Raw genomic sequence first — 25227 nt, 5'->3', positions numbered from 1 at the left:
TCGGCTGCGGACGGGTCGTCACGGTCTGCCTCGGACCGCACGATGGCGGCATGGTCGCACCTGTGGTCACCTCGCTCGGACACGCGGGCCTGCGGGTCGACGCCGCCCACGTCAGCCTCCTCTGCGACCCGTGGATGTCTCCCCGGGGCGCCTTCCTCGGCTCGTGGTTCCCCTTCCCCGACAACTCGCACCTGCTGCGGCCCGACGTGCTCGACGCCGACTGGGTGTCGATCTCGCACGAGCACCTGGACCACCTGGACCTCGACCTGCTGCGCCTGCTGCCCGAGCACGTGCGCATCGTCATCCCGCACTACCCGGCCCCCGAGATGCTCTCGCGCCTCAGGGGCGCCGGCATCCGCAACGTCGTCGTCGAGCTCGACCGGTGGGAGCGGCTCGCCCTCGACCGGCACGGCGACTGGATGACGGTGATCCAGGAGCAGTCACCGATGTGCCACGACGCGGCGGTGCTGCTGTTCGTCTCCGGTCACGCGATCCTGCACACGAACGACGCCCGGCTGACCACGGCCCAGCTGCGCCGGGCGGTCGAGGAGGTGGGTCGCCCGATCGACCTCATGGGTGTGCAGATGTCCGGGGCGTCGTGGCACCCGATCTGCTACGAGTACCCGCCCGAGGTGGTCGCCTCGATGAGCGCCGACAAGCGCCTCGGGAAGTTCAAGGCGGTCAGCCGACTGCTGCGGGCGGCGCCCCCGAAGGTCGTGCTGCCGTATGCCGGCCCGCCCTGCTTCCTGGACCCGGCCCTCGCGCGCCACAACGACCGCATCGCACCGCCCGGCATCTTCCCCGACACGGCGCAGGCGGCCGCGTACCTGCGTTCACGGCTGCGCGACCAGACGGTCGAGCGGCTGCTCCCCGGTGACCGCGTCGACGTCGGCACGGGCGTCGTCGAGCGGGACCCGCACTGGGACGGCTTCCGGCTGGCCGGCGACCGCGACACGTCCTGCCTGGCAGGGCGCCTGCCCGACGACCTCCACGACTACCTCTCCGACTACGCCGCCCGACGCGCGGGCGACCTCGCCGCCGTCTACGCCGCGTTCCCGGACCCGCCCCGCGGGAGCGGCCTGGACCAGCGCTTTACCCGCCACTTCGAGCAGCTCGGCGCCCTGTCCGACTACTTCCTGCACCGCATCGCGATGACGGTGCGCTTCGTCGTCGGCGGGGCCGACGGCGGCACGTGGGACGTCGAGCTCGGACCCACACGCTGCCGCGTCGACCTGACCGGCAGCACTCCGGCACCCGCCTACCGCATCACCGTCGAGGCCCGCTGGCTCGACGCGGTGCTGACCGGCCGGGTGCGCTGGGAGGACCTCTTCCTGTCGTTGCGCATCTCGTGCTGGCGCGACCCCGACCGCTACAACGACTACCTCGTCGGGCTGCTCAAGCACGCCGACGCAGCCGCCCTCGACGAGGTGGAGCGCTACGAGACCGAACGCGACCCCGAGGACACGGTGACGCTCCCCGAGCGGTGCGCGGACGGCATACGCGAGTGGGAGGTCAGCCGCTACTGCCCCCACGCCGGGGAGGACCTGGCACACGGCGCGGTGCTGCGCGACGGCGTGCTGCGCTGCCTCGCGCACAACTTCGAGTTCGACCTGGGGACCGGCGAGTGCCTCAACGCCCGCTGCGACCCGCTCGTCAGCCGTCGAGCCGTGTCTCCGGCGGTCGCCCCGTGACGAGGTAGCGGGCCGTCCACCAGATGACGCGCAGCGTCGCGCCGAGCGTCGGATGACGCAGGAACGTCAGGTCGGCGGCCACCCGACGGGGCACGAGCTGCTCGGCGTACCACTGCTCCAGCACCTCGGGGTCGACCGCCGAGACGCTCGGACCGCCGGTCCCGTCGACGACGCTGACCTCGTCACGCAGCGTGATCTGGGCCGGGCCGGTGAGCCCGGGCGTCTCGTCGAGCACCCACGCGACGTCGTCCGGGTAGAGGCTCGCCAGAGCCGGTGTCTCGGGTCGCGGGCCCACCAGGGTCATCTGGCCGAGGAGGACGTTGACCAGCTGCGGCAGCTCGTCGAGGCTCGTCCTCCGCAGCAGGCGACCCGGGGCGGTGACGCGAGGGTCTCCCTTCCGGGTCACCTCAGGACCGTGCGTCCCGACGCGCATGGTGCGGAACTTGTACAGGGTGAAGGGTGCCCGGCCACGAGTGAGCCGCACCTGCCGGAAGATCACCGGTCCCGGGCTGGAGAGCCGCACCGCGACGGCAACGGCGACGAGAACGGGCGCGAGCACCAGCAGACCGGTGACGGCCACGACCACATCGAGCGCCCTTCGCCGCACGGAGATGCGCCCCACACGCGAGTCGGCCTGTGCCGCAGTAGATCTCACGTCGTGCTGGAACCGTCCCCTGGCGGTCGGCTCAGGCACCGCCTGGCTGGTCGCCATGTCCTCACCCCGTTCCGGATGCGACGAGGACGCCGCTGAAGATCGTCACTGCAGCCGCGAGGTCCTGGTCGAGACCGACCTGCAACGACGACGGCGTCATGTGGGTCCAGAGCTCGACGCCGCGCCGGCGCCGGTCGAGCAGGGCGCCGGTGAGGGCGTTCGGCGCCAGCTTCGGGTCGGTCAGCGTGAACGTGCCGCCCTTGTAGGGCTGGCTCCACGTCCAGATGTCGACCGCCTGCGCGCCGTGCGCGAGGGGCACGTCGACGTAGGTGTGCACGTCCGCCTCGGCCGACTCACGCGTGCCCCGGTAGGCGCCGTCGTGCGCGAGGGCCTTGCGCGCCTGGAGTCGCACCGTCGCGCCCCAGCGTCGGGACGCCTCGTCCCACGCGGCCGCCATCGCGGCGTCGCGCGTCGTGCCCCACGCCGCGTACTCGCTGTCCGAGCGAAGGCCGACGCTGAGGTTCACCACGTCGAGACCACCCTTCGCGACGTAGCGGTCGACGACGGAGAGCGCGACCGCCGGGTTGCGCGCCGTCTCCCCCGAGCCGCACCCGTTCCTGCTGGTCAGCGAGTCGGCCCCCCCGACCGAGGCGGGCACGCCGTCCCAGCTGAGACAGCCGAGCTCGGGCACGATGAGGTCGACGACGACCTTGCGGCCGGGCAGCCGCGCGTGGAGCGAGCGCGTCGTCGCGGTGAGGAAGGCGAGGTCGTCGGCGGCGTCGGTGCCGTCCTCGTAGCCGAGCTCGTCGGCGATCTTGACGCCGGCCACGCCGGGCCGGGCGGCGAGGGCCACGACCGAGTCGAGCACCGCCGCGTAGCGCTCCGGTCCGATGGCCCAGGCCTTGACGAGGTCGGCCTCGACCCAGGGTCGCGCGCCGTGCGCCGCGACGGCATCGGCGAGCGCGACGTACTGCGGCCGCACCAGCGCCGTCGACGCCTGCGGTCGGCTGCTCGTGGGGACCGCCGCCGACCCCGACGTGCAGGCAGCCGTGCCGAGCACGACGAGGACGACCCAGAGGCCGAGCGCTGCCGCGGACAGGCTCGTCGGTCGTGCGGGCGGCCTTGTCACGCCTGCCTCCCGGAGAGGCGGCGCCACGCAGCCACGAGGAGGACGTCGGTGACGAGGTAGGCCACCGCGCTGGCCCAGGCCGCGCCGAGGGACCCGTGGCGTGGGATGAGGACGAGGTCGAGCACCAGCGTGACCACGAAGCCTCCGCCGAGCACCAGCGAGCTGAGCCCCGGCCGTCCCGCCCCGAGGAGGTAGCCGGAGCCGACCCCGGCCGCGGGCTCGAGGACGAGGCCGAGCGAGATCCACACGGCGGGCCACACGGCGTCACGGAACAGCTCCCCGTAAGCCAGTGGCAGCAGGACGGCGGCGCTGGCCGCGACGAGGGCCGCGGACGTGACCCCGAGAGCCAGCAGCCGCCCCACGCGCAGCCACGGGTGCTCCCAGGCGGCGCCCCGCCGGGAGGCGAACCTCGGGTAGGTGACCCACGTGAGCGCCAGGCCCGGCAGGCGGAGCAGCTCGGCGTACTTCGACGCCACGACGTAGACGCCGACCTGGGCCGGGCCGGTGAGGGCGCCGAGCACGACGACGTCGAGACGCAGGTTGAGCAGGTTGAGGATGCCCCCGACCTGGCTGCGCGCCCCGAAGGCCGCCATCCGCCGGGCGAACCGGAGGTCGGGCCGCCCCGCGAGGCGACCGCCGCGCTCGCGGACGCGACGCGCGACCCGCGCCCACGCGTACGCCGCGACGACGAGGTCGGCGAGAAGCAGCGCGGCCACGAGGAGGGGGCCGCCACTCATCCCGAGGCCCCACAGCCCCAGGAACGCCGGCACGAAGACGGCCTCCTCGGCCGCTGTCACGACGTTCGACCCCCGGGAGTCGCCGAGCGCCTGGAGGCACGACTTGCCGACCGACACCGGCAGCTGGGTCGCGACGGTCGCGCCGGTCGCGATGACGACGAAGCTCGTCGTCGTGGCCATGAGGCGGTCGTGCACGAGCGGAGCCAGCAGGAGCCACCCGCCGGTGCCGAGGGCTCCCCCGACGAGCATGAGCGCGGTGGTCGTGGGCCACAGGCCGGGGTGGTCCGAGTCGGCGCCTGCGACGAAGAAGCCCATGGCACCGGGGAGCCCGCAGGTGGCGACGACGCCCACGAGACCCGGGAGCACCCTCATGAGAGCCAGCAGGCCGACGTCGCCGGCGCCGCCGACGCGGGCCACGAGCACCGTGACGACGGCGACCGACAGCAGCGCGACCACCCGGGCGCCGACGTTGCCCAGCACCGAACGGGCGGTCTCGCCCCGGAGGACGCCGGGACGCACATCGAGGGTGCGGGTGCGGCTCATCGTCCCCACCACGTCCGCGGGGCACGCAGCAGCCGGTCCCTCGTCGCGCCTGGGTCGATGCCGGCGACGAGCCCGAGGAAGGCCCAGACGTGACGGAAGTGCAGCACCTCGTAGAACAGGGAGCCGACGGCGAGCGCGCAGCCGACACCGAGGAGCACCTCCGGTCGTGGCACGAGGTCGCGGACCCAGGCGGACTGCCGTCCGGTGACGCAGCGCCCGAGTCGCGCGGCCACGGCGAGCAGGAGCACGACGAGACCGGCCCCGCCCAGTGCGCCACGCTCGACGATCGTCGCGAGGTAGTCGTTGTGCGCCTCCTTGACGTAGGCCGCACCAGCGCCCTTGAGGGCGGCCTTCGTCTGGCCGGGTCCCACCCCGACGAGGTCTCCCCCGAGGTAGAGACCGATGGTCTCGCCCGCCAGCTCCTGCCGCGACCCGCTGGACTCCCCCGTTCGGCCCAGCGAGTCGCGGAGCACCTGGACGCTGTCGGAAGCCGTGGCCCCGACGCGGTTGAGGTCGACGTGCGGGACCACGAGCGCCACGGCGGCCGCGAGCAGCAGCGACGTCGAGACGGCGGCGAGGCCGCCGCGGCGGCGCCCCAGCCCGACGACGAGGACGACGCCCGTCATCGCCGCCAGGCCGACGGCCGCACCGTTCGAGCCCGTGAAGACCAGGGCGAGGAGGATGACGGCCGCCGCGAGCACGCGGACGCCTGCCCGGCGCACCACGGACGTGGCGAACAGCAGGCCGAGTCCGACGAGGAAGTAGTTGGCCGCGAGGTTCGGGTCGTCGAAGGTGAGGGAGGCTCGCCCCCCGTCGCGGGCCGACGTGCCCGCCATCCAGCTGATGCCGGCGATCCGTCCCGTGCTGAGCACGGCCGCCCACGCCACCGTCGACCACACCCACACGCGCAGGACGACCTCGAGCAGCCGACGGCGGCGCCGGACGGCGTTGGCCACCGCGGCGCCCCACGCGAGCAGGAACAGGTCCTGCATGAGCGGCAGGAGCGCCGAGCCGACCCGCACGTGGTAGGCCGCGAACGCGCCGGCGACGACGAGCACGGCCACGGGGATCAGGTAGGGCACGACCACTGACGCGTGCTCCCGCTTCAGCCAGACGACGACCGCGACCACCACGACGAGGATCCCGACGTCGGCGGCGGCCGTGTTGGCCGGCCCGCTCGGCACGAGCAGCGGGAGCCCGACGACGGCGAACCCGAGCAGGTATGCCAGGTGGCGGGGCGACGCGGAGAAGTACGGGTCGTCGAGGGGGTAGCGGTCGGCCGGATGCGCCCCTCGCGTCGTGGGGTTCGTCGCGGTGACGGCCCGTGGCCCTCGGGTCAGCAGCACCGGAACAGCTCCGCCGCGAGCAGGAGGTGACGCCGGGCGAAGGCCGTTTCGTCGGCGGTGGCGGCGACCTCGACGGTGGCGAGCGCGAGCGCGTTCCGCCAGTGCCGGGGGTCCCGGCCGGTCCGGCGCAGCTCTGCGCCGACGACGGCCTCGACGGCCCGGCCCAGCCACCCGGCGCCGGAGACGGCGTAGCGGACCGGCTCCCCCCAGGAGCCGGCCACGAGGCCCGGGTGACCGCTGACCTGCCGTCCCGCCGGCGTGTGCCGGTCGAGGTAGAGCAGGTAGGCGAGCACGAAGCGGGTCACGTCGCGCAGCCCGTCCCCACCGATCTCGGCGTGCTCCCAGTCGACGACCCCGCTCACCCTGCCCGCGCTGCGCAGCACGTTCCCGCACCAGAAGTCGCCGTGCACGATCGACAGGGGCGCGCCGGGCGGCAGCGCGAGCTCGGCCGCGAGGTGCCGGGTGGCGTCACCCACGGCGTCGGCCACGGCGTCGCCGGGCCACCGTGCGCCCACCCTGGTGGCGAGGTTGGTGGCGATGTCGGTGGCGAGGCCGGCGGCGCCGGTGGGGAGGCCGGGCACGTTCGACGGCCCACCAGGACGCGCGGGCCCACGGCGCGCCACGTCGGGCACCGGGACCCGCCCGAGCTGCTGCAGCCAGGAGACCGCTGCGGCGAGGTCGTCACGAACCGCGCCGGGCCGGGCCGCGTGCCGCCAGCGGTGGTAGTCCACCGACATCGGCGTCCCCGGGACGACGCTCGTCACCAGCACGCTCCTGCCGCCGTCGTGGCGACAGTCGAGCACGCGGGGCACCGTGCCGCCGACCCGGTCGGGCGCGAGCCGTGCGACGGCGGCCAGCGCCGCGGCCTCCGCCAGCACCGCAGGGACCGCCCCCGGCACCATCGCCACCTTCAGCACGAGGCGAGGTGCCGGCCCGGCCGGGCCGAAGCCGAGGACGGTCGCCTTGGGGTGCTCGTCCCTGGACAGGCCGACGACGACGAGGCGTCGCGGGCCCGGACCCAGGTGGTCACGCAGCACCTCCGCCAGCAGGTCGGCCGCCCGCCCCTCGACGACCGCGGTCGTCATCTGCGCGTTCCCAGGACGACGCGGCCGGGCACGAACGACGCCACGAGGAACCGCAGCGCGGCGGCACCGGGGCGGCTGCCGGCCGCACGCCGGGCCACGCTCGTGACGCCGTGCACGATGCGGGTGCCGCGAACGACGCCCGGCGGTGTGGTGAGGAAGCTGTCGAGCAGCCAGGAGAGCGTGCCGGCATCGTCGGTCGTGACGAACGTCGCCTGACGCCAGCTGGGCAGGAGCACGTACTCGGCGTCGACGCGCACCCCGAGCCTGGCCGCCGCGCGACGGAGGCGCCTGCGCCCGCCGCGCCCCCCGTCGGCGAGCGCCACGACCGTCCCGGCAGGAGCGCGCTGCACGCGTACGCCGTCGGCCGGATCGGCCGGCCACGCGAGGACCGCGCCGCTGGGCACGAGGAGGGCGGCAGCCGCGGGCAGGTTCACGACGCCCGACCCAGCTCTGCCCGGACGAAGCGGTGGCTGCGACGCGTCGGCCCCTGCGAGTAGACGTGGTCGAGCACCTCGCCCGCGGTGTGGGAGTCGTAGCGAGCGCCCAGGTGCTCGCGCGCGTGGGTGGCCCACGCCCGCGCCTCGTCGGGATGCGTCAGGGCGTGGTCGAGCGCGGCCGCGAGCAGGTCCGGTCTCGCCGGTGGCACCAGCAGGCCGGTCTCGCCGGGGACGACGACGTCGGGCACGGCATTGACCGCCGTGGCCACCACCGGGATGCCGCACTGCTGGGCCTCGACGATGACGCAGGGCAGGCCCTCGTAGCGGCTGGCGAGGGCGAAGACGTCGAAGGCCGGCAGCAGCTGCGCGACGTCGTCGCGGTTGCCCAGCAGCAGCACCCGGCCGTCGAGTCCGAGCCGCCGCACGTCCGCGGCGGTCCGTCGCGCCAGCTCGCCGTCACCGACCCACACGAGCATGGCGCGCGTCCGCATGCGGGCCACGGCCGCGAGGAGGTGCTCCGGTGCCTTCTGGTGGTCGAGGCGGCCGACGGTCCCGACGACGTGGGCCGTGGCCGGGAGTCCGAGTGCCGCTCGTGCACGAGCCCGCGTGGCCGGGGTCAGGACGACCGTCGGGTCGTCGACGACCGGCCCCACGGTGTGGAGCTGCTCGGGCCGGGCCAACCCGCGCCGCAGCGCCTCGACCGCGACGCCGGTGCCGACGGCGAGGTAGACGTCGGTGATGCGGGAGAGACGGCGCTCGACGGCGACGTAGGCGGCGTGCGGCGCGGGGTTCTGGAACTCGTGGAACGGGAAGCCGTGGAGCGTGTGGACGATGAGGCCGACCCCGGCTCGGTGCGCGGCCATCCGCCCCAGCACGCCGGCCTTGGCCGAGTGGGTGTGGACGACGTCGGGTGCGTACGTGCGCACGAGGCCGAGGAGGCGGCGCAGCGCGGCCGCGTCGTCGGACGGGCTGATCTGCGGCACGAGCTCGGGCACGACCACGACCTCGACCCCGGCAGCGCGCGCCCGGTCGAGCAGCACGCCCTCGCGCGTGCCCGTGACGAGGACGCTCTCGTAGCGGTCGGGGTCCAGCGCGGTGGCGCCGCGCACGACGACGCCGCCCGCGCCCGCGATGCACCGGGTGACCACGTGCATGACCCGCCGTCTCATGGCCGCCACGCCTCCTCACCCGTCAGCACCGGCATCGCCCGCACGCGGTCGAGCAGTTCCTCGAGCGTGGTCCCCGGCCGGTTCGGCAGTCTCACTTCGTATGCCGGCAACCGCGCGGTGAGCAGCTCGGCCACCTCCGCGACCGGCGGGTGGGCCGGGCCTCGGCCGGTGGCGAGCGCCAGCGTCGCGGCGAAGGCCCAGTAGCGGCGCAGCTCGCCCGCCGCATAGGTGCCGCCGACGAGCTCGCGAGCGGCCGTCGCAGCGTCGAGGTGTCGCACGACGACGTCAGGGGTGTCGCCCCGGCGCAGCACGAGAAGCGTGTCCGGCGCGACGCCGTCGACGTGCCGCAGCCAGGCCGACTCCCGCCGGCCGTGCGGCATCCGTCGCCCGGTGCCGGCATCGGTGCGGGCCGGTTCGAGCAGGCTCTGTAGCCCGTTGCCGTCCGAGGTGCAGAGGTTGTCGCTGACCGGGGCGCCCGTCGCGACGTCCAGCGTGCCGATGAGGGTCGACTTGCCGACGCCGCCCGGCCCGACGAGCACGACGCCGTGCCCCGAGACCATGGCGGCCGAGACGTGCAGCGGGGCCCGACCGTGGACTCCCGCCCACCACAGGGCGGGGAACTGCAGCAGGGCTGCCCGGTGCAGCAGGACCCGACGGTCCGGGGCGGCGAGCCCGAGGGCCCGGTGCCGCCAGCCCGGGGCGGGATGGGCGACCACCTGCAGCCGCGCCCCGTGCGCGTGGAGCACGAGGTCCAGCCCGCTCGAGCAGGCGTCCTGCAGGATCACCTCGTGCCCGTCGGTCCACGCCCCGCGGGTCACCAGCCGGTGTCGGGCGGAGGGACCGACCGGTTCGCCGTGCGCGACGGTGACCACGATGTCGGCGGCCCGGGCCAGGGAGGATGGTCCCGGGCCGCCGAGTCCCTGGTCGTCGAGCTCCTGGCCGGCGCAGGCCTCGCGGACGACGCGCGTCCAGCGCGCCGCGGCCGGGCCGACGGCGGACACCTCGACGGTGAGTCCCACGGTTCGCAGCCGCACGGTCATCGGTGCAGCACCTCCCCCGGGTCCTGCGCAGCCCACGGCTCGGCCTGCTCGACGCCGTTCTGCGGCGCCGCGCCGACGGAGGCGACGGAGGCGACGGAGGCGACGGAGGCGACGGAGGCGGGGGCGACTGAAACGGCGGAGGCGACGGAAGGGACAGTGACGACGGGATCGGGCAGCCTCTTCTTCCACGGGCGGACGGGAGACGGCAGGCCGGCTGTGCTCGCCTCGTGGCGCGGCGCGGTCGCGGGCTCCGCCGCCGCGCGCCTCGCCGCCCGCCGCTGCCAGAACCACTGGCGCGGGTAGCTGACGAGACCCACGACCGGCCAGCCCAGCGCGTCGACGAACGACATCGTGTCGACGAGGCTGCGCAGCTTGACGTGGCGTGGCGAGAGCACGACGACGACAGGCGCGTCCCCCGGCTCGGCCCAGCCCCGCCCGACGACCGAGCAGGACACCCGGTGGGGTCCCTTCTCGGGGTCTGGGCCCAGCAGGCGCGCGACGGACCGTGCGGCCGGCTCGTCGCGCGGGTCGACGAGGACGGCCAGGACGTTGCTCGCGTCGTACCGTCGCGCCAGCAGTGCCAGCCGGTCGGCGATCGGGCCGGCGGCAGTCGTGGTGCGGCGGCCGACGGTGAGGCGCGGCAGGTGGCCGACGTGGGGCAGCTCCAGGGCGCGGGCGACCGAGCGTCCGGAGCGTAGGCGCGGGCGCAGGGCCTCGAGCCCCGCCGCCAGACCGCCACCGACGAGAGCCCCGATGAGCGCGGCCAGCACGGCGCGCTGCGTGTCCTGTCTCGGCAGGGCCACGCTCGGGACCCGCACCGGGTCGAGCAGCACTGCGTGGGACGGGGAGGGCGCGGCCAGGTTGAGGTCCGACATCTGTCGCTCGAGCTCGGTCTGCGCCGTCGTGAGCGAGGTCAGCTGCGCCTGGATCGCGAGTGCGGCCCCACCCTTGGGGTCGACGTTGTTCAGCTTCGCGGCGAGCCGGCTGCGCTGGCGGGCGAGGGTGTTGAGCTGTCGCTGCACCCCCTGGCGTCGCTCGGTGCTGGTGGGCTGGTCACCCACGTTGGAGACCTTGATGACGTCGGCCGTGATGGACCTCGCGATCGTCGCCGCGCGCGCCGGGCTCGTGTCGGTCACCACGATCTCCATGACGGGCGAGACCCCGACGCGTCGGACGTCGATGTAGTGGGCCGCGAAGTCGTTGGCGTCCGCCCGCAACCGCGCCTTGTCGAGCGCGGAGCGCACGACACCGGGGCTCGTCGCGATCCCGAGGACCCGCTGGCTCGTCGCGTCGGCCTGGACGTTGGAGGCGGCGAGTTCGGTCCCCATCTGGACCCGCGCCACCGCCTCGTACACGTCCGGCTCGCCGCGGCTCACGTTCGACATCACGACGTACGGAGCCACGATGCACAGGAGGATGACCAGCCAGTGGCCCCGGATGACCCGGCCGAACGCGTCCTCGATCGTCAAAGTCCCCACCTCGTCGTCCCCAGTTGTCGGTCCGCGCCTCGCGTGACTCCGCGGGGAGCCGTGCAGCGCTGCTGTCCTCTCGACGCTAGGAGCCTCCGTGGGGGCGGGCATCGCGTTGCAGGACGACCCCCGCCTACGTCGAACGGATGACCCCCGACATCGGCCGTCCGAGATCCGTCTGGGATCCGTCTTGGATCCGTCCGCGCCGCCCGCGCCGCACTACGGGCACGAGGAGGCGACCGGGGCGACTTCCCACTGGGGGTTTGGGGAAATGGTCGTCGCCCCGGCCGCGCTAGGAGGCGCCTGGTGTCCGGGATCGTGCGCCCGGGGACCGGACCCGGCGCCCTCCGGCTGCGATGAGCCGGGTCAGTGGAGCACGGCGAACGGGCGCATGCGCGCGACCGGGCGCACGATGCGGTGCCGGGTAAGCACCGACATCGCGGCGTTGACGCCGTGGTCGTCGAGGTGCGGTGTCGACGACGGGGACTCGTCGGTGTAGCGGTAGCGGCGTGTCGAGCGGCCGGCCGCGTCGAGCGTCGACCGCCCGTCCTTCTCGAACTGCTCGATGACGGTGCCGGCGCCGTGACAGGCCGAGTGCAGGCTGTCCCCGCTCCGCTCGCCGGCGACGGCGAGGTAGGACGACGTCCGGTGCGTGCCCGGCAGGAGCACCGCCTGGCCGGTCGTCGCGAAGACCGAGTCGTCCGGCATCCGCTCCGCGGGGAACGCACGACACGAGTTGTGCCGGTGGACGACCGCCTGCTGCCCTGCGACGTCCTCCTCGTAGATCGAGTTGTGCGGCGAGTCGACGACCAGCCGACCGGGCTCGCCGCCGAAGGTGTCGAGAGCGATCCGGCGCAGTGCCGCGTACGTCGCGACGCGGAAAGCGTAGCCGTAGTTCATCGCCGCAGCATTGGCGAGCATCAGCCGCTGACCTTCGGTGCTGTCGAGGTCGACGGGTGCGCAGGCCCTGGCGAAGTAGAGCCGCATGCGCTCGCGGAGCTGGGCGGCGGACCGCGCCGTCGCCAGGTGGTAGAGCGGCTTCTGGACGGCCATGACCGCCTTCATCGCCCGGGCCGTGTCCTTGCGCCGCTGGAACAGGTGGCCGATCTCTCCGGTGAGCACGCCGCCGCCGGCGTGGTACTGCAGGGTCACCTGCCCGAGCCGGACACCGAGCAGGTCTGCGGCCTCGGGGTCGAGGATCTCCTCGACCTGCTGGAGCTCGACGAAATGGTTCGTCGGGCCGACCGTGCCGAAGCGGAGCCGGGCCAGCTGCCACGTGAGGGCGGGAATCTCCTTGCGCAGCCGGGCCGCCCCGCCCCACGGCTCGAGGTCCACCCGGCCGGACTCCTCGATGCGCTCGAGCTCCTCGGCCTCGACGCCCCAGCGCTCGGCGGCGAACTGCGCGCCCTCGGACGCAGCCGCGACGACCTCGCCGGCGGTCAGCTCGCGGGCGCCGCGCGTCGGGTAGGGGTACTTCGCCTTGACGGCCCGGTAGAAGGCGTCGACGGCGTGGTCGGCCGGCTTGTCGGTGCCGAGCGCGATGAGGGCCATCCCGCAGTTGACCGACGAGCTCGTGAAGGTCGGGCGGATCGTGCCACGCGTCGCGACGGCGATGCTCGACGGCATCTCCATCGCGCGCTTGTGGTGGAAGTCCGGCAGCACGACGGGCGGAGCCGCGAGGTCGAGGCCGGCCGTGCCCATCTCGAACGAGTGCAGCACCGCCTCGTCGGCCAGCAGGCCGGGCCCCTCGATGACCGTCGCGGCCCTGCCCCGACGTGTCGTCGAGCCCGCAGGTCCGACGGTCGTCGGGACCGGTGCGTCGCAGCCGGGTGGTGCGGCCGCGGTCGCGGCGATGACGGTGAGGTCCACGGGCGTGCCTCCTACGTGGTCGTGGTGGTCGGTTCAGTAGTCGTCGGGGTATGGAGCGGCCAGGACGAACCGCGGTTCGTCGTGGGCCGGCTGGTAGGTGCACAGGAGTCGTTCGAGGGCCGACCGCACCTCGTCCACCGCGTTGCGTGACGAGGCCTCGAAGAGCGCGCCGAGGCGGTCCTCGAAATCGGGGTCGCTCGCGTCGGTCCAGGTGCTGAAGATGCGTGGGTGGCTCGTCTGCCGGCGGTCCTCCTCTGAGGAGAAGAGCGCCTCGTGCAGCTTCTCCCCCGGCCGCAGTCCCGTGTAGCGGAAGTCCGGTTCGGGCAGGCCCAGCTGTCGGCAGTAGTTGCGCGCCAGGTCGGTGATGCGCACGGGCTGGCCCATGTCGAGCACGAACGTCTCTCCCCCCCGGGCCAGGTGGGCGGCCTCCAGCACGAGGCCCACCGCCTCCTCGATCGTCATGAAGAAGCGCGTCACGTCGGGATCGGTGATCGTGAACGGCTCGTCGTTGCGCACCTGCTCGGCGAGGACGTGCAGCAGCGATCCACGGCTGCCCAGCACGTTGCCGAAGCGGACCGCCGAGACGATCGTCCCGCCCGAGCGCCTCGACGCATGACGCGTCACCCGCTCGGCCAGCTGCTTCGTGGCCCCGAGGACCGACGTCGGGTCGGCGGCCTTGTCGGTGGAGATGAGGATGAACCTACCGACGCCGTGGTCGACGGCCGCCGTCACCACGTTGAGCGTCCCTGCGACGTTGGACTTCACGCCTTCGCACGGGTGGCGCTCGAGCATCGGAAGGTGCTTGAGCGCCGCCGCGTGAAAGACGATGTCCGGGCGAACGTCGGCGATGACCTGCCGCATCCGGGAGGCGTCACGGATGTCGGCCACGACGATGTCGTCGGAGTCGAGCAGACCCGCGCCCGTCAGCTCGAGCTGGAGCCGATGGAGGTTGGACTCGTCGTGGTCGAGCATGACGAGCCGCTCGGGTCCGAACCCGTTGACCTGGCGGCACAGCTCACTGCCGATCGAGCCGCCGGCACCGGTGACGAGCACGCGCCGACCGGTGATGGTGGCCTGCACCTCCGGTGACACGACGTGCATCTCGGGTCGACCGATGAGCGAGCCGACCTCCAGCGAGCGCAGGTCGGTGCCGACGACGTCGCGCTGCAGCATCGAGACGAAGGAGGGCAGGTGGCGCACGCTCGCCCCCACCCGGGCGGCGGTCGTGGCCAGGACGCGGACCTGCTCGGCCGGCAGTCCTGGGATGGCGAGCAGCACGACGTCGACGCGCTGCACCGTCACGACCGAGAGCAGGTCGGACAGGGCGCCGAGGACCGGCAGCCGGCGCACGACGCGCTTGCTCGTGTCGTCGTCGAGGAAACCGATCGGTGCCAGGCCGAAGTCGCGCACCCTCTCGAGGTCCCGCGCGAGCGCCCGGCCGGCCTCGCCCGCACCGATGATGAGGGTCCGCAGGCCCTTCTGGAGCGTCGGCACGAAGCCGATCTCCTCGGGCGCCCATCCGTAGGTCAGTGTCGTGGTCATTCCTGGATCCCCCTTCGTGAACAGTCGGCCAGCGCGGTGCAGACCTGGTCGACCTCTGCGTCCGTGACGACCGCGTCCATCGGCAGCGACAGGATGCGGTCGAAGACCTGGTCGGCGCCGGGCAGTCCCTCCGCAGGGACGATGCAGTGGTCCCTGAACCAGGTGAGGTGGTGGAGCGGGATGAAGTGCACCGACGTCATCACGCCGCGGACGCGCAGCGCGTCGATGAGCTCGTCACGCCCCATCCCGTATGCCGGCTCCACCCGGACCGTGTAGAGGTGCCAGGCGTGTCGGCCCGCGAGCGCCCTTGGGGGACGGCGCAGTCCGGGGATGCCGCTGAGCCCCTCGTCGTAGCGGGCAGCCACCACGGCACGGCGCGCCTGGTCGGCGTCGAAGTGCCGCAGCTGGGCCCGCCCGATGGCCGCCTGGACGTCGGTCATGTTCGCCTTGAGCCCGTCGACGGCGACGTCGTAGCGCCAGCCCCCGCCGGGCAGGTAGCGCCGCCACGCGTCGGCCGACATGCCGTGCAGCCGGGCCTTGCGGAGGCGCCCGGCCAGCTCGGGGTCGTCGGTCGTCACCATGCCGCCCTCGCCGATCGCGAGGTTCTTGGTGGCGTAGAAGCTGAAGCACGTGGCGCGGGAGATGCTGCCGACCGGCTCGTCGCCGACGAAGGTTCCCAGCGCGTGCGCCGCGTCCTCCACGACGTGGTCGATGTCGACCCCAGCGGCCTCGGCGAGCGCACGCACGTCGCTCGGCAGGCCTGCCAGGTGGACGACGACGAGGGCATCGACGCCGCCGCAGCCGGCGGCTGCCGCGGCCACGTTCGCGCACGAGGGCATCGCGGTGCCCGGGTCGACGTCGGCGAGGACGGGCACGTGCCCCGCGTGCCGGATGGCGGCGGCGGCACCGCAGAAGGTCACTGTCGACATGAGCACCTTCGAGCCGGGCGGCAGGTCCAGCGCTCGCAGCGCCAGCTCGATCGCCGCCGTGCACGAGCTGACGGCGACCCCGTGCTCGGCGGCGACGTACGCGGCGAGCTCGGACTCGAACTCGATCACCTGCTGTCCCGAGGTCACCCAGCCGGACTCGAGCACGTCGGCCACGGCCTGTCGGGCCTCCGGGCAGATGCGGGTCCGCGTGAAGGGCACGACGTGCGGCGCCGGGCTGGCGGCGACCGCGTACGGCGGGATCGGCCCGGCGTCCGGGTCGCCGGGCCTCGCGTGCGGTGCGGGTCGCCGGGCGATCTCAACCATGGACCTGCACCTCGTTGGTGGTCATCGCCACGGCGGCGGAGGCGGAGTGGACGTGCAGCTTGCGCAGGATGCGACGCACGTAGGTCCGGACCGTGTTGTCCGACAGCCCGAGGGTGACGCCGACGTCCCGCCTGCTCATGCCGGAGGCGAGGCAGTCGAGGACTGCGGCCTCGCGCGGTGTCAGCGCCTCGCGCGCCAGCCTGGCCGACGCGGGATGATGGGCCAGGGCGGCTGCCAGCAGGGCCCGCACCGGCTCTGCCGGCAGGTGTGCCTCGCCTCCGGCCACCTTCTCGAGGGCCTCGAGCAGCTCCCTGACCCCCGAGCTGCGCAGCACCCAGCCACCCACACCCCAGGCGAGCGCCTCGGACAGCTGCTCCTCGTCGTCCGGCTCCACGAGGACGACGACGCCCACGTCGGGGGCGGCCGCTCGCAGGCGTGCGAGGTCCGCGATGCGGTTCTCGTCGTCGAGGCCCATGGCCACCACGTCGCACCCGCGGGTCAGACCCCGCGCCACGGCGGCGTCGACCGTCAGGGCGGTCCCGACGAGTCGGAGCTGTCGCTGGGCCAGGAGGACCAAGGCGAACGCGTCGAGGAAGCCTTGGCGGGAGTCGACCAGAACGACGCTGGCATCCTGCTTCATGGCACTCAATCTGCCGTCGCCGCGTCGCCGCCGGACCCCCTGCCCGGGGGACCCTCGCCTACGTCAAACGGACTACGCCCGGACGGGCACGCGGCCGCGCGCTCCCCTGGTCAGGCTCGTCGCACGTGCGGTGGCCAGTTGATGTCCGTGCCATGGGCGGCGACGAGGGCCACCGCCTGGAGCCGGGAGTGGACGCCGATCTTCGTCAGCAGGTTCTGGACGTGTGTGCGGGCGGTGCTGCGGCGGACGTTGAGCGACGTGGCGATCTCCTCGGTGCCGAGGCCATCGGCGATGCAGCGCAGCACCTCCCACTCGCGGTCGGTGAGGAAGGTCAGCATCCAGAGCGGGTCGTCCGCGGCGTCGACCGTGCGCAGGGCAGCCTGCAGGGCGCCGGGCTCCACGGCCAGGTGCCCACCGATGGCGAGGTCGATCGACTCGATGAGGTGGAGCAGCCCTCGGTCCTTGCGGACGTAGCCGGAGGCGCCGAGGGCGATCGCGTTGCGCACCACAGAGCTGGAGTTGTCCGCGGAGAAGATGAGCACCTTGGTGCCCGGCGACACCTGCCGGATCAGCGGCAGGACGTCGAGGCCCGAGCCGTCCGGAAAGTTGACGTCGAGCAGGCAGGCGTCCGGTTGGATGGCTCGCACGGCGTCGAGGGCTTCAGGTGGCGCGTGCGTGCTCACCACGTCGTAGCCGAGTCCCGTGAGGGCGGCACCGAGCGTGTCGAGGATGAGCTCGTGGTCGTCGCACAGCACGAGCTTCATGGCCTGTCCATCTCAGCGGGCGACAGCATCGGACCGCGACTGGAGCGCGATGTCCGCTGTGGCGCCGCCGTCCGGCCGTGCCGCCAGCCTGAACCGGCCGCGGCAGGCGGCCACCATCGCCCGGGTGGTCGCCAGCCCGATCGACGTGCGCGGAGCGACCCGGCCGAGGCCGGGACCGTCGTCGAGCACCCGGATGTGGAAGCCGTCGTCACAGGTGCCCACCCAGATGAGGACGTGGCCGGTCGGGCCGGCCGCTCGCACGGCATTGTCCACGAGGCAGCCCAGGGCCCGGGCCAGCGCGATCGGCCGCGCCATGACGTGCCCGTCGCCAACCACCTCGACGTCGATCGTCGTCGACGTCGACATCCGGGCCCGCGTCGCGGTCTCCTTGGCCAGCGAGCAGGCGTCGACGTCGGTCGGATGGTCTCCGGCGGCTCCGTCGAGACTCGCCGCCACGAGCGCGGCCAGCCAGGTGGCCTGCTCCTGGATGCTGCTGAGTCGCTCGCGGACGTCGCCCTGCGACGTCTCGGACAGCAACAGGATCGCCGCGAGCGGTTCACGCAGGTCGTGCAGCAGCGACCTGACGGGATCCGTGTCAGGACCTCGCCACGTCATGGTGTCATTCGGTCCGACGACGTCGTCGACCATGGTCTCTCACCCCCAGGCACAAAGCCCTCCTTGCCCGGGAGACTCGCCAGTTTTTTTCGAGCGGATCTCCCCCCGCGGCCGCATCCTCGCCCCCCGAGGCATGTGCGGCCGTAACCACAGGCTACGTCCGAAGCCCCGGAACACACCGCTTTCGACCGCAACTTTCAGCCTTTTTCCATTTAGGCGCAATGGATTTCAGGTTTCTGGGAAGTTGCCGCGAGTAGATGACGGACATGTCGCGACAGGTCGGTCGACCCACCCCCCGGCAACCCCCAGGACCCCGACCAAGGGACGGCGTGTCGGTCCATCGGTTCTTGCAAAGACTGTGCAGTAACCGGGCAAATGGGTTGTAATTGCCCCACCCGTGCCGCGGCCCCCTGACGGCCCCTCTCCACGCAACCGGGTTCACAACACAACACCACTCGCGCCCTGCCACCCTGCCTTGCGCCCGGGTGGGTCTCGCACACCCTGTTTCGGAGAACTCGTCATGAACCACACAGCCCTGTCCCGACGCCGGTCCCCACGCGGCACGCTCAGCCTGTTGCTCGCAACGCTCGTCGCGCTCGCCCTCGTCTGGACCGTCGCGCCGGCCGCCACCGCGGGTGGCACCAGCACGCCGCCCGTCCCGCCCACGCCCACGGGCCTGCCCGCCGGCATCGAGCGGCTCTCGCCCTACGTGCCCGGGGTCGCCTGCGACATGCGCAACCGGGCCGGCACGGTCAAGCTCGCCCAGCTCATCAAGGCGACGTACGCCAACACCTACGGGCTGGTGCGGTCGTGCACCTCGGCGACGAAGCCGTCGGAGCACTACGACGGGCGCGCGGTGGACACGTTCTTCAACGTGCGCGACACGACGCAGCGCACCAACGCCAACGCCCTCATCGCATGGCTGCTCGCGACCGACAAGGCGGGCAACCCGTACGCGAACGCCCGCCGCCTCGGGGTCATGTACATCATCTGGAACAACAAGATGTGGAGCTCCTACCGCCCCTCCGAGGGCTGGCGTCCCTACAGTTCGTGCGCGACGACGCCGACGACGGCATACGACACCACGTGCCACCGCAACCACATCCACATCTCGCTCTCGTGGGAGGGCGCCTTGGGCCGGACGTCGTTCTGGAGCAAGAAGGTCGCCTCGGTCGACTGGGGGCCCTGCAGGCCCGCGGACCTCAACTGGGCAGCGGTCTACTCCGCGGCCAACCCCCGTGCCTGCCCCTCCTATGCGACCGTCAAGGCTCCGGCGGGAGCGAGCGCCCTGCTCAAGGAGATGGTGCCCCGGTCGGGCATGCTGCTGCGTTACGGCATGACGGGCCCCGCAGTGAAGACCATCCAGAAGGTTCTCGGTGTGACTGCCACCGGCAACTTCCTCACGCAGACGTCCGACCGCCTCAAGTCATGGCAGAGCACCCACCAGCTCAAGGTCAGCGGAGTCCTCGACCACCCGACTTGGCGAGCGATGCTTGCAGCCAACGGTATGCACCGCTGACCCGGTCGCGTCGCGAGCGGCCCTCGTCCCACGGCCTCCCATGCGGCTCAAGCCGCGTGGGAGGCCGTGGGCGAGTACGCCAGGTCGACGGCCGTGCGCACGCGGCGGTGCGGCCAGGTCGCGGCGAGCAGCGCCACGAGGGCGAGGCAGACGGCGGCACAGATCGTGACGCCCCAGTGGGCACCCGTGTGTTTGGCGATCCACCCGGCCGCGAGGTACGACGCACCGGCTGCCGCGATGGAGACCGACCCGGCCAGGCTGAAGATGCGCCCCCGCAGCTCCGGCTCGGTGACCAGGGCGAAGGTCGCCTGCAGCGGCACCATGAAGGCCTGCAGCACGCCCGACCCGAAGAACAGCACCGCAACGGCCCAGATCGGTGGCTTCGCGGCCAGGGCGAGCAGTGGCAAGGGCATGGCGAGAGCGAGGGGCACGATCGAGCTGTTCTGCTGGTGCACGTCGAGGCGTCCGATGAGCACGATGCCGACGACGGCCCCGACGATGGGGGCGGCCATGAGCACGCCTCCCCAGCCGTTCTGACCGGCGATCGGGATGGCCAGCGCCTCGGGGGCCGCGATGCCGAGGCAGGCCACGGCGCTGAGCGTGACCAGCCGCGCCAGGACCGGGTGCCGGGCCAGGTCGCGGGTCGCGGTGGACAGGTCGCGCGCGAAACCTCGCAGGCCTCTCCCACGCTCGCCAGTGACCGGCCGCAGTTGCACGACGAAGAGGATGACGAGGGCGGCCACGACGAAGGTGACGAGGTCGAAGAGCAGACCGGTCTCGGGGCCGAGCAGGGCCACGAGGGCACCACCGACGGCCAGTCCGATGGCCTGGTTGAACTGCTCGGACATGGCGCCGAGGCCGACCGCCCTGGCGTAGAGGTGCCGGTCCTCGAACAGGTCGGTGAGCAGCACCATGTTCGAGGCGGCCGAGGCGCCCCCGATGAGCTCGAGCGCGAAGAGGACGAGGAACATCACCCACAGCGCGGACCCCTGCATGACGAGCCACATCAGGCCGAGCACGCACGTGGCTCGCAGCAGGTGCGACCAGATGAGCACCCACTTGTAGGGGAACCGGTCGACGATGGGCCCGATCAGGCTGCGGCCGAAGAAGGTCGGCACGAGGCTGACCGCGAGGGTGGTCGCGGTGGCCAGCGGCGACCGGGTGCGCTCGAACACCACCGCTGCGATCGTGACGCGCGCGATGTAGTCGCCCCACATGGACAGGGCGTTCGCGAGGAAGATCGGCAGGAACCGAGGCACGCGTAGGACGGCGGCGTATGTCGGCACGACGCTGCCGGTCCCCTGACTCGAGCTCACGTGACGACGCTACCCCCAGGTGGGGTGTCGTAAAAGTTGAAATCGGTCGCGTGGCGGGCGCGCCGGGCCACACGCCGCCACAGCTCGGCGAGTCCGGCTCCTTCGCCCGCCTGGCGGCCCATGATCCGACCGATGCCGTCGAGGTCACGCACGTCGGACGGGACGCTGTCGATCGGCCTTCCCCGCCAGAGCACACCGGCGTTGCGCATCGACGAACCGAGCTGCCACGCCTCGCGCAGCGCCTTGACGTCCTCGGCGGAGACCAGGCCCTCGGTGGCCAGCGCGGACAGACCCGCCATCGTGCCGGTGACGCGCAACGCCGGGCGCTCGTGCGCGTGCTGGAGCTGGTGCAGCTGCACGACCCACTCGACGTCGCTCAGCCCGCCACGGCCGAGCTTGATGTGGGTCCGCGGGTCGGCTCCTCGGGGCAGCCGCTCGCTCTCGACTCGGGCCTTCATGGTGCGGATGTCGCGGACCTGGCTCGCGTCGATGCCGCCTTCGGGCCACCGCAGCGGGTCGATGAGCTCGAGGAACGCGTCGGCCAGCGTCTGTGGCCCGGCGATGGGGGTGGCTCGCAGCAGCGCCTGGAACTCCCAGGTGAGAGCCCAGCGCTCGTAGTAGGTGCGGAACGAGTCGACGCTTCGCACCAGCGGGCCGGCCTTGCCCTCGGGCCGCAGGTCGGGGTCGAGGCCCAGGGCGGTGTCGGGTCCTGAGCCCGAGAGGAGCTTGCGCAGCTCCTGCACCACGAGGGTGGCGCGGGCCTGCACGTCCTTCTCCTCGGCGCCGGGGTGCGCCTGGTGGACGAACATGACGTCGGCGTCGGAGGCGTAGCCGAGCTCGCGGCCACCGAGGCTGCCCATGCCCACGACGAGGATGTCGCCGCCGATCGGCTCGCCCTCCCGGCGTTCCACCTCCTTGACGGCGACGTCGAGCGTGACCTGGATCGTCGCCGCGGTGAGGTCGCTGAGCGCAGCACCCACACCGGGCAGGTCGACGACACCGACGAGGTCTCCCATCACGATGCGCAGCAGCTCGTGACGGCGGATGGCCCGGACGGCGGCGACGGCGTCGGCGGCCGACTCGCGGCGACCCGCGGCGGACTGCATCGTCGACGTGATCGCCTCACGCGACCGGGGCATGAGCCCGTTGTCGTCACCGAGGATCGACACGCTCTCGGGTGAGCGCACGAGCAGGTCGGCGGCATATCTGCTGCGGGCGAGGCAGTGCGCCAGCCGGTCGGCGGCACGGCCCTCGTCACGCAGCATCTTGAGGTACCAGTGGGTGGTGCCGAGCTCGTCGGAGACGCGCCGGAACGACAGCAGCCCGGCGTCGGGGTCGGCCTCGTCGGCGAACCAGCCGAGCATGACGGGCAGCAGCGTGCGCTGGATCGAGGCTCGCCGGCTCACCCCGGTGGTCAGCGCCTCGATGTGACGGAGGGCGCCGGCGGGGTCGCGGAAGCCGAGCGCGAGGAGGCGCTGCTTGGCGGCCTCTGGGCTGAGCCGTGCCTCGGTCGGGCTGAGCTTGGCCGCCGCAGCGAGCAGCGGCCGGTAGAAGAGCCGCTCGTGCAGCCGCCGCACCTCGCGCGCGGACGCCTGGCGGTCGGCGACGACCGCGCGCTCCGGGTGCGTGCGGTGGCCCATGGCGCGTCCGAGCCGGCGCAGGTCGGCCTCCGCGACGGGCATCAGGTGGGTGCGGCGCAGTCGGTGGAGCTGGATGCGGTGCTCCAGGCAGCGCAGGTGGCGGTAGGCCCGGTCGAGGATGGCCGCGTCGTCGCGGCCGACGTAGCCACCCCGAGCGAGCGCGGACAGCGCCTCCAGGGTGGTGGCCGAGCGCAGGCTCGGGTCGGTGCGGCCGTGCACGAGCTGGAGAAGCTGGACGCTGAACTCGACGTCGCGGAGGCCGCCCGGGCCCAGCTTCAGCTGGCGCGCGGCCTCGTTGGCCGGGACGTGCTGCTCGACGCGACGCCGCATCGCCTGCACGTCCTCGACGAAGTGGTCGCGCCCGGCCGCCTCCCACACCATCGGGGCGATCTCGGCCTTGTAGCGCAGACCGACCTCCTTGTCGCCCGCGGACACCCACGCCTTGAGCAGTGCCTGGAACTCCCACGTCTTGGCCCAGCGCTCGTAGTACGCCTTGTGGCTGCGGATGGTGCGCACCAGGGGGCCCTGCTTGCCCTCCGGCCTGAGGGCCGCGTCGACGGGCCAGAGGCTGCCCTCGGGGGTCGGCGCCGAGCAGGCGCGCATCGTGGCCGTGGCTAACGCGGTGCCGACCTGCAGCGCGGTCTCCTCGTCGGCGCCCTCGGCGGGCTCGGCGACGAAGATGACGTCGACGTCGCTGACGTAGTTGAGCTCGCCGCCGCCGGTCTTGCCCATGCCGATGATGGCGAGCCGGCAGGCCTCGTGGCCGTCGCCGTACTCCTCGCGGGCGATGGCGAGGGCTGCGTCCAGGGCCGCCTCGGCGAGCTCGGCCAGCGCCTCGCCGACGGCCGGCATCTCCGCGAGTGGGTCCGCGGCGGTCACGTCGAGCGCGGCGATGCGCAGCAGCCCCCTCCGGTACGCGATGCGCAGGGCGTCGAGCGGTGTGCGGTCACCGCGACCCCCGGTCACGGCGTGCACGAGGTCGTGGCGCACCTGCTCGCCAGGCCGCCGCTCGGCGTCGACGCAGTCGACCCAGTGCTCGGGATGGCGCACGAGCTCGTCGACGAGGGCCGTGGAGGCGCCGAGCACGCCGGCGACGCGCGCGCGCCCCGGACCGTCCGTCGCGAGCTCGCGGGCGAACGCGGAGATGCCCCACTCGGACGGGTCGCCTTGTGCCGCAAGCGACTCCGCCACCCTGACGAGCCCCAGCAGCCCCTGGTCGGGATCCGCCGTGTCGCCGACGACGCCGACCAGGTCGTCGAGCTGGCCGTCGGGGAACGCCGCGCGCAGCGGCAGCAGCGCGCGGTCGTCGAGCAGCCCGGCGGCACGCTTCGGGTCGGCGAAGCCGAGGCGCGCGAGGGCTCCCTCGGTGGTGCTGGTGCGTGAGGACATCGGCGTCTGGCGGGTCACAGCCTCGGCAGGTAGCGGTTCAGCTCGAACTGGCTGACGTCGTGGCGGTAGTCGAGCCACTCCTGGCGCTTGTTGCGCAGGAAGAAGTCGAAGACGTGCTCGCCGAGCACGTCGGCGACGAGCTCGCTCTCCTCCATCACCTCGAGCGCCCGGCCCAGCGACGCCGGCAGCGGCTTGATGCCCATCGCGCGACGCTCGGCGTCGGTGAGGCTCCACACGTCGTCCTCGGTCTCGGGCGGGAGGTCGTAGCCCTCCTCGATGCCCTTGAGCCCGGCACCGAGCAGCACGGCGAACGCGAGGTACGGGTTGCAGGCGGCGTCCAGCGAGCGCACCTCGACCCGCGTCGACTGGCCCTTGTTGGGCTTGTGCATCGGCACGCGGACCAGCGCCGAACGGTTGTTGTGACCCCACGTGAGATGCGCAGGCGCCTCTCCCCCACCCCAGAGCCGCTTGTAGGAGTTGACCCACTGGTTGGTCACGGCCGCGATCTCGGCGCCGTGCCGCAGCAAGCCCGCGATGAACTGACGACCGACCTTGCTCAGCTGGTAGGGGGCTCCCGCCTCGTAGAAGGCGTTGGAGTCGCCCTCGAAGAGCGAGAGGTGCGTGTGCATGCCCGAGCCGGGGTGCTCCGAGAAGGGCTTCGGCATGAACGTCGCGTAGATGCCCTGCGTCAGGGCGACCTCCTTGACGACCGTGCGGAAGGTCATGATGTTGTCGGCCGTGCTGAGGGCGTCGGCGTAGCGCAGGTCGATCTCGTTCTGGCCGGGCGCGCCCTCGTGGTGGCTGAACTCGACGGAGATGCCCATGTTCTCGAGCATGGTGATCGCGGCGCGGCGGAAGTCGTGTCCGGTGCCGTGCGGCACATGGTCGAAGTAGCCGGCGTCGTCGACGGGCACCGGGCGGCCGTCGGGCCCGCGGCCCTGCTCGAGCAGGAAGAACTCGATCTCGGGGTGGGTGTAGAAGGTGAAGCCGAGGTCGGCCGCCTTGCCGAGGGCGCGCTGCAGCACGTGGCGCGGGTCGGCGAAGCTGGGCGTGCCGTCGGGCAGCTGGAGGTCGCAGAACATGCGAGCCGTGCCGGGAGGGTCGCCGCGCCACGGCAGGATCTGGAAGGTCGAGGGGTCGGGCTTGGCGAGCATGTCGGCCTCGTAGACGCGCGCGAAGCCTTCGATGGCCGAACCGTCGAAGCCGATGCCCTCGGCGAAGGCCCCCTCGAGCTCGGCCGGCGCGACGGCGACCGACTTCAGGGTGCCGAGCACGTCGGTGAACCAGAGACGGACGAATCGGATGTCGCGCTCTTCGATCGTGCGCAGCACGAACTCTTCCTGACGGTTCATGTGTCGATCCTGCCGCATCGCTGTTTCGTG

At 72.9% G+C, this 25227-nt stretch carries 20 protein-coding genes; 2 read left to right on the top strand and 18 right to left on the bottom strand.

Annotation, left to right across the window (positions count from 1 at the left end; translation table 11 throughout):
- Positions 1–50: 50 nt before the first annotated feature.
- Complete coding sequence (locus tag ACXR8F_RS10625; RefSeq protein ID WP_458800310.1) at positions 51–1691, top strand: Rieske 2Fe-2S domain-containing protein; 1641 nt, start codon at positions 51–53, stop codon at positions 1689–1691.
- On the opposite strand, the gene ACXR8F_RS10620 is transcribed toward ACXR8F_RS10625, so the two are convergent.
- From ACXR8F_RS10620 to ACXR8F_RS10550, 15 genes are all read right to left on the bottom strand, one after another.
- Entirely contained in the window at positions 1654–2403 is a 750-nt protein-coding gene (locus tag ACXR8F_RS10620) for a sugar transferase (RefSeq protein WP_458800308.1), read from the bottom strand. The two genes, ACXR8F_RS10625 and ACXR8F_RS10620, sit on opposite strands and share 38 nt — an antisense overlap.
- Positions 2404–2407: 4 nt before the next feature.
- Positions 2408–3472: a hypothetical protein gene (locus ACXR8F_RS10615; RefSeq protein WP_458800306.1), complete on the bottom strand. Its 1065-nt coding sequence runs from the start codon at positions 3470–3472 to the stop codon at positions 2408–2410.
- On the bottom strand, positions 3469–4752 hold the full coding sequence (locus ACXR8F_RS10610; protein WP_458800304.1) for a lipopolysaccharide biosynthesis protein: 1284 nt from the start codon (positions 4750–4752) through the stop codon (positions 3469–3471). The genes ACXR8F_RS10615 and ACXR8F_RS10610 overlap by 4 nt, the downstream gene beginning before the upstream one ends.
- The gene (locus ACXR8F_RS10605; protein ID WP_458800302.1) at positions 4749–6098 is read right to left on the bottom strand and encodes an O-antigen ligase family protein; all 1350 of its coding nucleotides are present in this window, start codon (positions 6096–6098) and stop codon (positions 4749–4751) included. Before ACXR8F_RS10605 ends, ACXR8F_RS10610 begins: the two co-directional genes overlap by 4 nt.
- Positions 6089–7183 (bottom strand): phosphotransferase family protein, encoded by a 1095-nt coding sequence (locus ACXR8F_RS10600; protein ID WP_458800300.1) that lies wholly within the window; start codon positions 7181–7183, stop codon positions 6089–6091. The genes ACXR8F_RS10605 and ACXR8F_RS10600 overlap by 10 nt, the downstream gene beginning before the upstream one ends.
- Positions 7180–7617, bottom strand: a complete 438-nt coding sequence (locus ACXR8F_RS10595; protein ID WP_458800298.1) for a hypothetical protein — start codon at positions 7615–7617, stop codon at positions 7180–7182. The genes ACXR8F_RS10600 and ACXR8F_RS10595 overlap by 4 nt, the downstream gene beginning before the upstream one ends.
- Positions 7614–8789, bottom strand: coding sequence for a glycosyltransferase (locus tag ACXR8F_RS10590; RefSeq protein ID WP_458800296.1), 1176 nt, complete (start codon positions 8787–8789; stop codon positions 7614–7616). Before ACXR8F_RS10590 ends, ACXR8F_RS10595 begins: the two co-directional genes overlap by 4 nt.
- Positions 8786–9829 carry a hypothetical protein gene (locus tag ACXR8F_RS10585; protein ID WP_458800294.1) on the bottom strand — a complete coding sequence of 348 codons (1044 nt, stop codon included), beginning with the start codon at positions 9827–9829 and terminating at the stop codon, positions 8786–8788. Before ACXR8F_RS10585 ends, ACXR8F_RS10590 begins: the two co-directional genes overlap by 4 nt.
- Positions 9826–11298, bottom strand: coding sequence for a YveK family protein (locus ACXR8F_RS10580; protein ID WP_458800292.1), 1473 nt, complete (start codon positions 11296–11298; stop codon positions 9826–9828). The genes ACXR8F_RS10585 and ACXR8F_RS10580 overlap by 4 nt, the downstream gene beginning before the upstream one ends.
- Positions 11299–11664: 366 nt before the next feature.
- Complete coding sequence (locus ACXR8F_RS10575; RefSeq protein WP_458800290.1) at positions 11665–13167, bottom strand: RtcB family protein; 1503 nt, start codon at positions 13165–13167, stop codon at positions 11665–11667.
- A gap of 33 nt (positions 13168–13200) precedes the next feature.
- Positions 13201–14709 carry a polysaccharide biosynthesis protein gene (locus ACXR8F_RS10570; RefSeq protein WP_458800288.1) on the bottom strand — a complete coding sequence of 503 codons (1509 nt, stop codon included), beginning with the start codon at positions 14707–14709 and terminating at the stop codon, positions 13201–13203.
- The gene (locus ACXR8F_RS10565; protein ID WP_458800286.1) at positions 14706–15962 is read right to left on the bottom strand and encodes a DegT/DnrJ/EryC1/StrS family aminotransferase; all 1257 of its coding nucleotides are present in this window, start codon (positions 15960–15962) and stop codon (positions 14706–14708) included. Before ACXR8F_RS10565 ends, ACXR8F_RS10570 begins: the two co-directional genes overlap by 4 nt.
- Positions 15955–16602: a LuxR C-terminal-related transcriptional regulator gene (locus ACXR8F_RS10560; RefSeq protein WP_458800284.1), complete on the bottom strand. Its 648-nt coding sequence runs from the start codon at positions 16600–16602 to the stop codon at positions 15955–15957. The genes ACXR8F_RS10565 and ACXR8F_RS10560 overlap by 8 nt, the downstream gene beginning before the upstream one ends.
- 110 nt (positions 16603–16712) lie before the next feature.
- On the bottom strand, positions 16713–17366 hold the full coding sequence (locus tag ACXR8F_RS10555; protein ID WP_458800282.1) for a response regulator: 654 nt from the start codon (positions 17364–17366) through the stop codon (positions 16713–16715).
- A 12-nt stretch (positions 17367–17378) separates the two neighbouring features.
- Positions 17379–17981 carry a sensor histidine kinase gene (locus ACXR8F_RS10550; RefSeq protein ID WP_458800280.1) on the bottom strand — a complete coding sequence of 201 codons (603 nt, stop codon included), beginning with the start codon at positions 17979–17981 and terminating at the stop codon, positions 17379–17381.
- Positions 17982–18501: 520 nt separating this feature from the next.
- Here ACXR8F_RS10550 and ACXR8F_RS10545 point away from each other — a divergent pair.
- Positions 18502–19500 (top strand): peptidoglycan-binding domain-containing protein, encoded by a 999-nt coding sequence (locus ACXR8F_RS10545; protein ID WP_458800279.1) that lies wholly within the window; start codon positions 18502–18504, stop codon positions 19498–19500.
- 47 nt (positions 19501–19547) lie between these two features.
- Here the strand turns inward: ACXR8F_RS10545 and ACXR8F_RS10540 are convergent, their stop codons facing one another.
- From ACXR8F_RS10540 to glnA, 3 genes are read right to left on the bottom strand one after another with little or no spacing between them, the layout of a single operon-like run.
- The gene (locus ACXR8F_RS10540) at positions 19548–20816 is read right to left on the bottom strand and encodes an MFS transporter (RefSeq protein WP_458800278.1); all 1269 of its coding nucleotides are present in this window, start codon (positions 20814–20816) and stop codon (positions 19548–19550) included.
- Positions 20813–23845: a bifunctional [glutamine synthetase] adenylyltransferase/[glutamine synthetase]-adenylyl-L-tyrosine phosphorylase gene (locus ACXR8F_RS10535; protein WP_458800276.1), complete on the bottom strand. Its 3033-nt coding sequence runs from the start codon at positions 23843–23845 to the stop codon at positions 20813–20815. The genes ACXR8F_RS10540 and ACXR8F_RS10535 overlap by 4 nt, the downstream gene beginning before the upstream one ends.
- Before the next feature lie 14 nt (positions 23846–23859).
- Positions 23860–25197 (bottom strand): type I glutamate--ammonia ligase, encoded by a 1338-nt coding sequence (gene glnA / locus ACXR8F_RS10530; protein WP_458800274.1) that lies wholly within the window; start codon positions 25195–25197, stop codon positions 23860–23862.
- Positions 25198–25227: the final 30 nt, after the last annotated feature.

This window comes from Terrabacter sp. AAH1, assembly GCF_054456855.1.
The sequence above is the reverse complement of the archived record's forward strand: the minus strand, read 5'-3'. Positions and strand labels throughout refer to the sequence as shown.

Bases quoted from the DNA above. Each gene is read 5' to 3' on its own strand.
- glnA (WP_458800274.1), bottom strand. From the start codon at position 25,197: ATGAACCGTCAGGAAGAGTTCGTGCTGCGCACGATCGAAGAGCGCGAC.
- ACXR8F_RS10560 (WP_458800284.1), bottom strand. From the start codon at position 16,602: ATGAAGCAGGATGCCAGCGTCGTTCTGGTCGACTCCCGCCAAGGCTTC.
- ACXR8F_RS10550 (WP_458800280.1), bottom strand. From the start codon at position 17,981: ATGACGTGGCGAGGTCCTGACACGGATCCCGTCAGGTCGCTGCTGCAC.
- ACXR8F_RS10565 (WP_458800286.1), bottom strand. From the start codon at position 15,962: ATGGTTGAGATCGCCCGGCGACCCGCACCGCACGCGAGGCCCGGCGAC.
- ACXR8F_RS10585 (WP_458800294.1), bottom strand. From the start codon at position 9,829: ATGACCGTGCGGCTGCGAACCGTGGGACTCACCGTCGAGGTGTCCGCC.
- ACXR8F_RS10610 (WP_458800304.1), bottom strand. From the start codon at position 4,752: ATGAGCCGCACCCGCACCCTCGATGTGCGTCCCGGCGTCCTCCGGGGC.
- ACXR8F_RS10620 (WP_458800308.1), bottom strand. From the start codon at position 2,403: ATGGCGACCAGCCAGGCGGTGCCTGAGCCGACCGCCAGGGGACGGTTC.
- ACXR8F_RS10555 (WP_458800282.1), bottom strand. From the start codon at position 17,366: ATGAAGCTCGTGCTGTGCGACGACCACGAGCTCATCCTCGACACGCTC.
- ACXR8F_RS10545 (WP_458800279.1), top strand. From the start codon at position 18,502: ATGAACCACACAGCCCTGTCCCGACGCCGGTCCCCACGCGGCACGCTC.
- ACXR8F_RS10600 (WP_458800300.1), bottom strand. From the start codon at position 7,183: ATGACGACCGCGGTCGTCGAGGGGCGGGCGGCCGACCTGCTGGCGGAG.
- ACXR8F_RS10625 (WP_458800310.1), top strand. From the start codon at position 51: ATGGTCGCACCTGTGGTCACCTCGCTCGGACACGCGGGCCTGCGGGTC.
- ACXR8F_RS10590 (WP_458800296.1), bottom strand. From the start codon at position 8,789: ATGAGACGGCGGGTCATGCACGTGGTCACCCGGTGCATCGCGGGCGCG.
- ACXR8F_RS10535 (WP_458800276.1), bottom strand. From the start codon at position 23,845: ATGTCCTCACGCACCAGCACCACCGAGGGAGCCCTCGCGCGCCTCGGC.
- ACXR8F_RS10570 (WP_458800288.1), bottom strand. From the start codon at position 14,709: ATGACCACGACACTGACCTACGGATGGGCGCCCGAGGAGATCGGCTTC.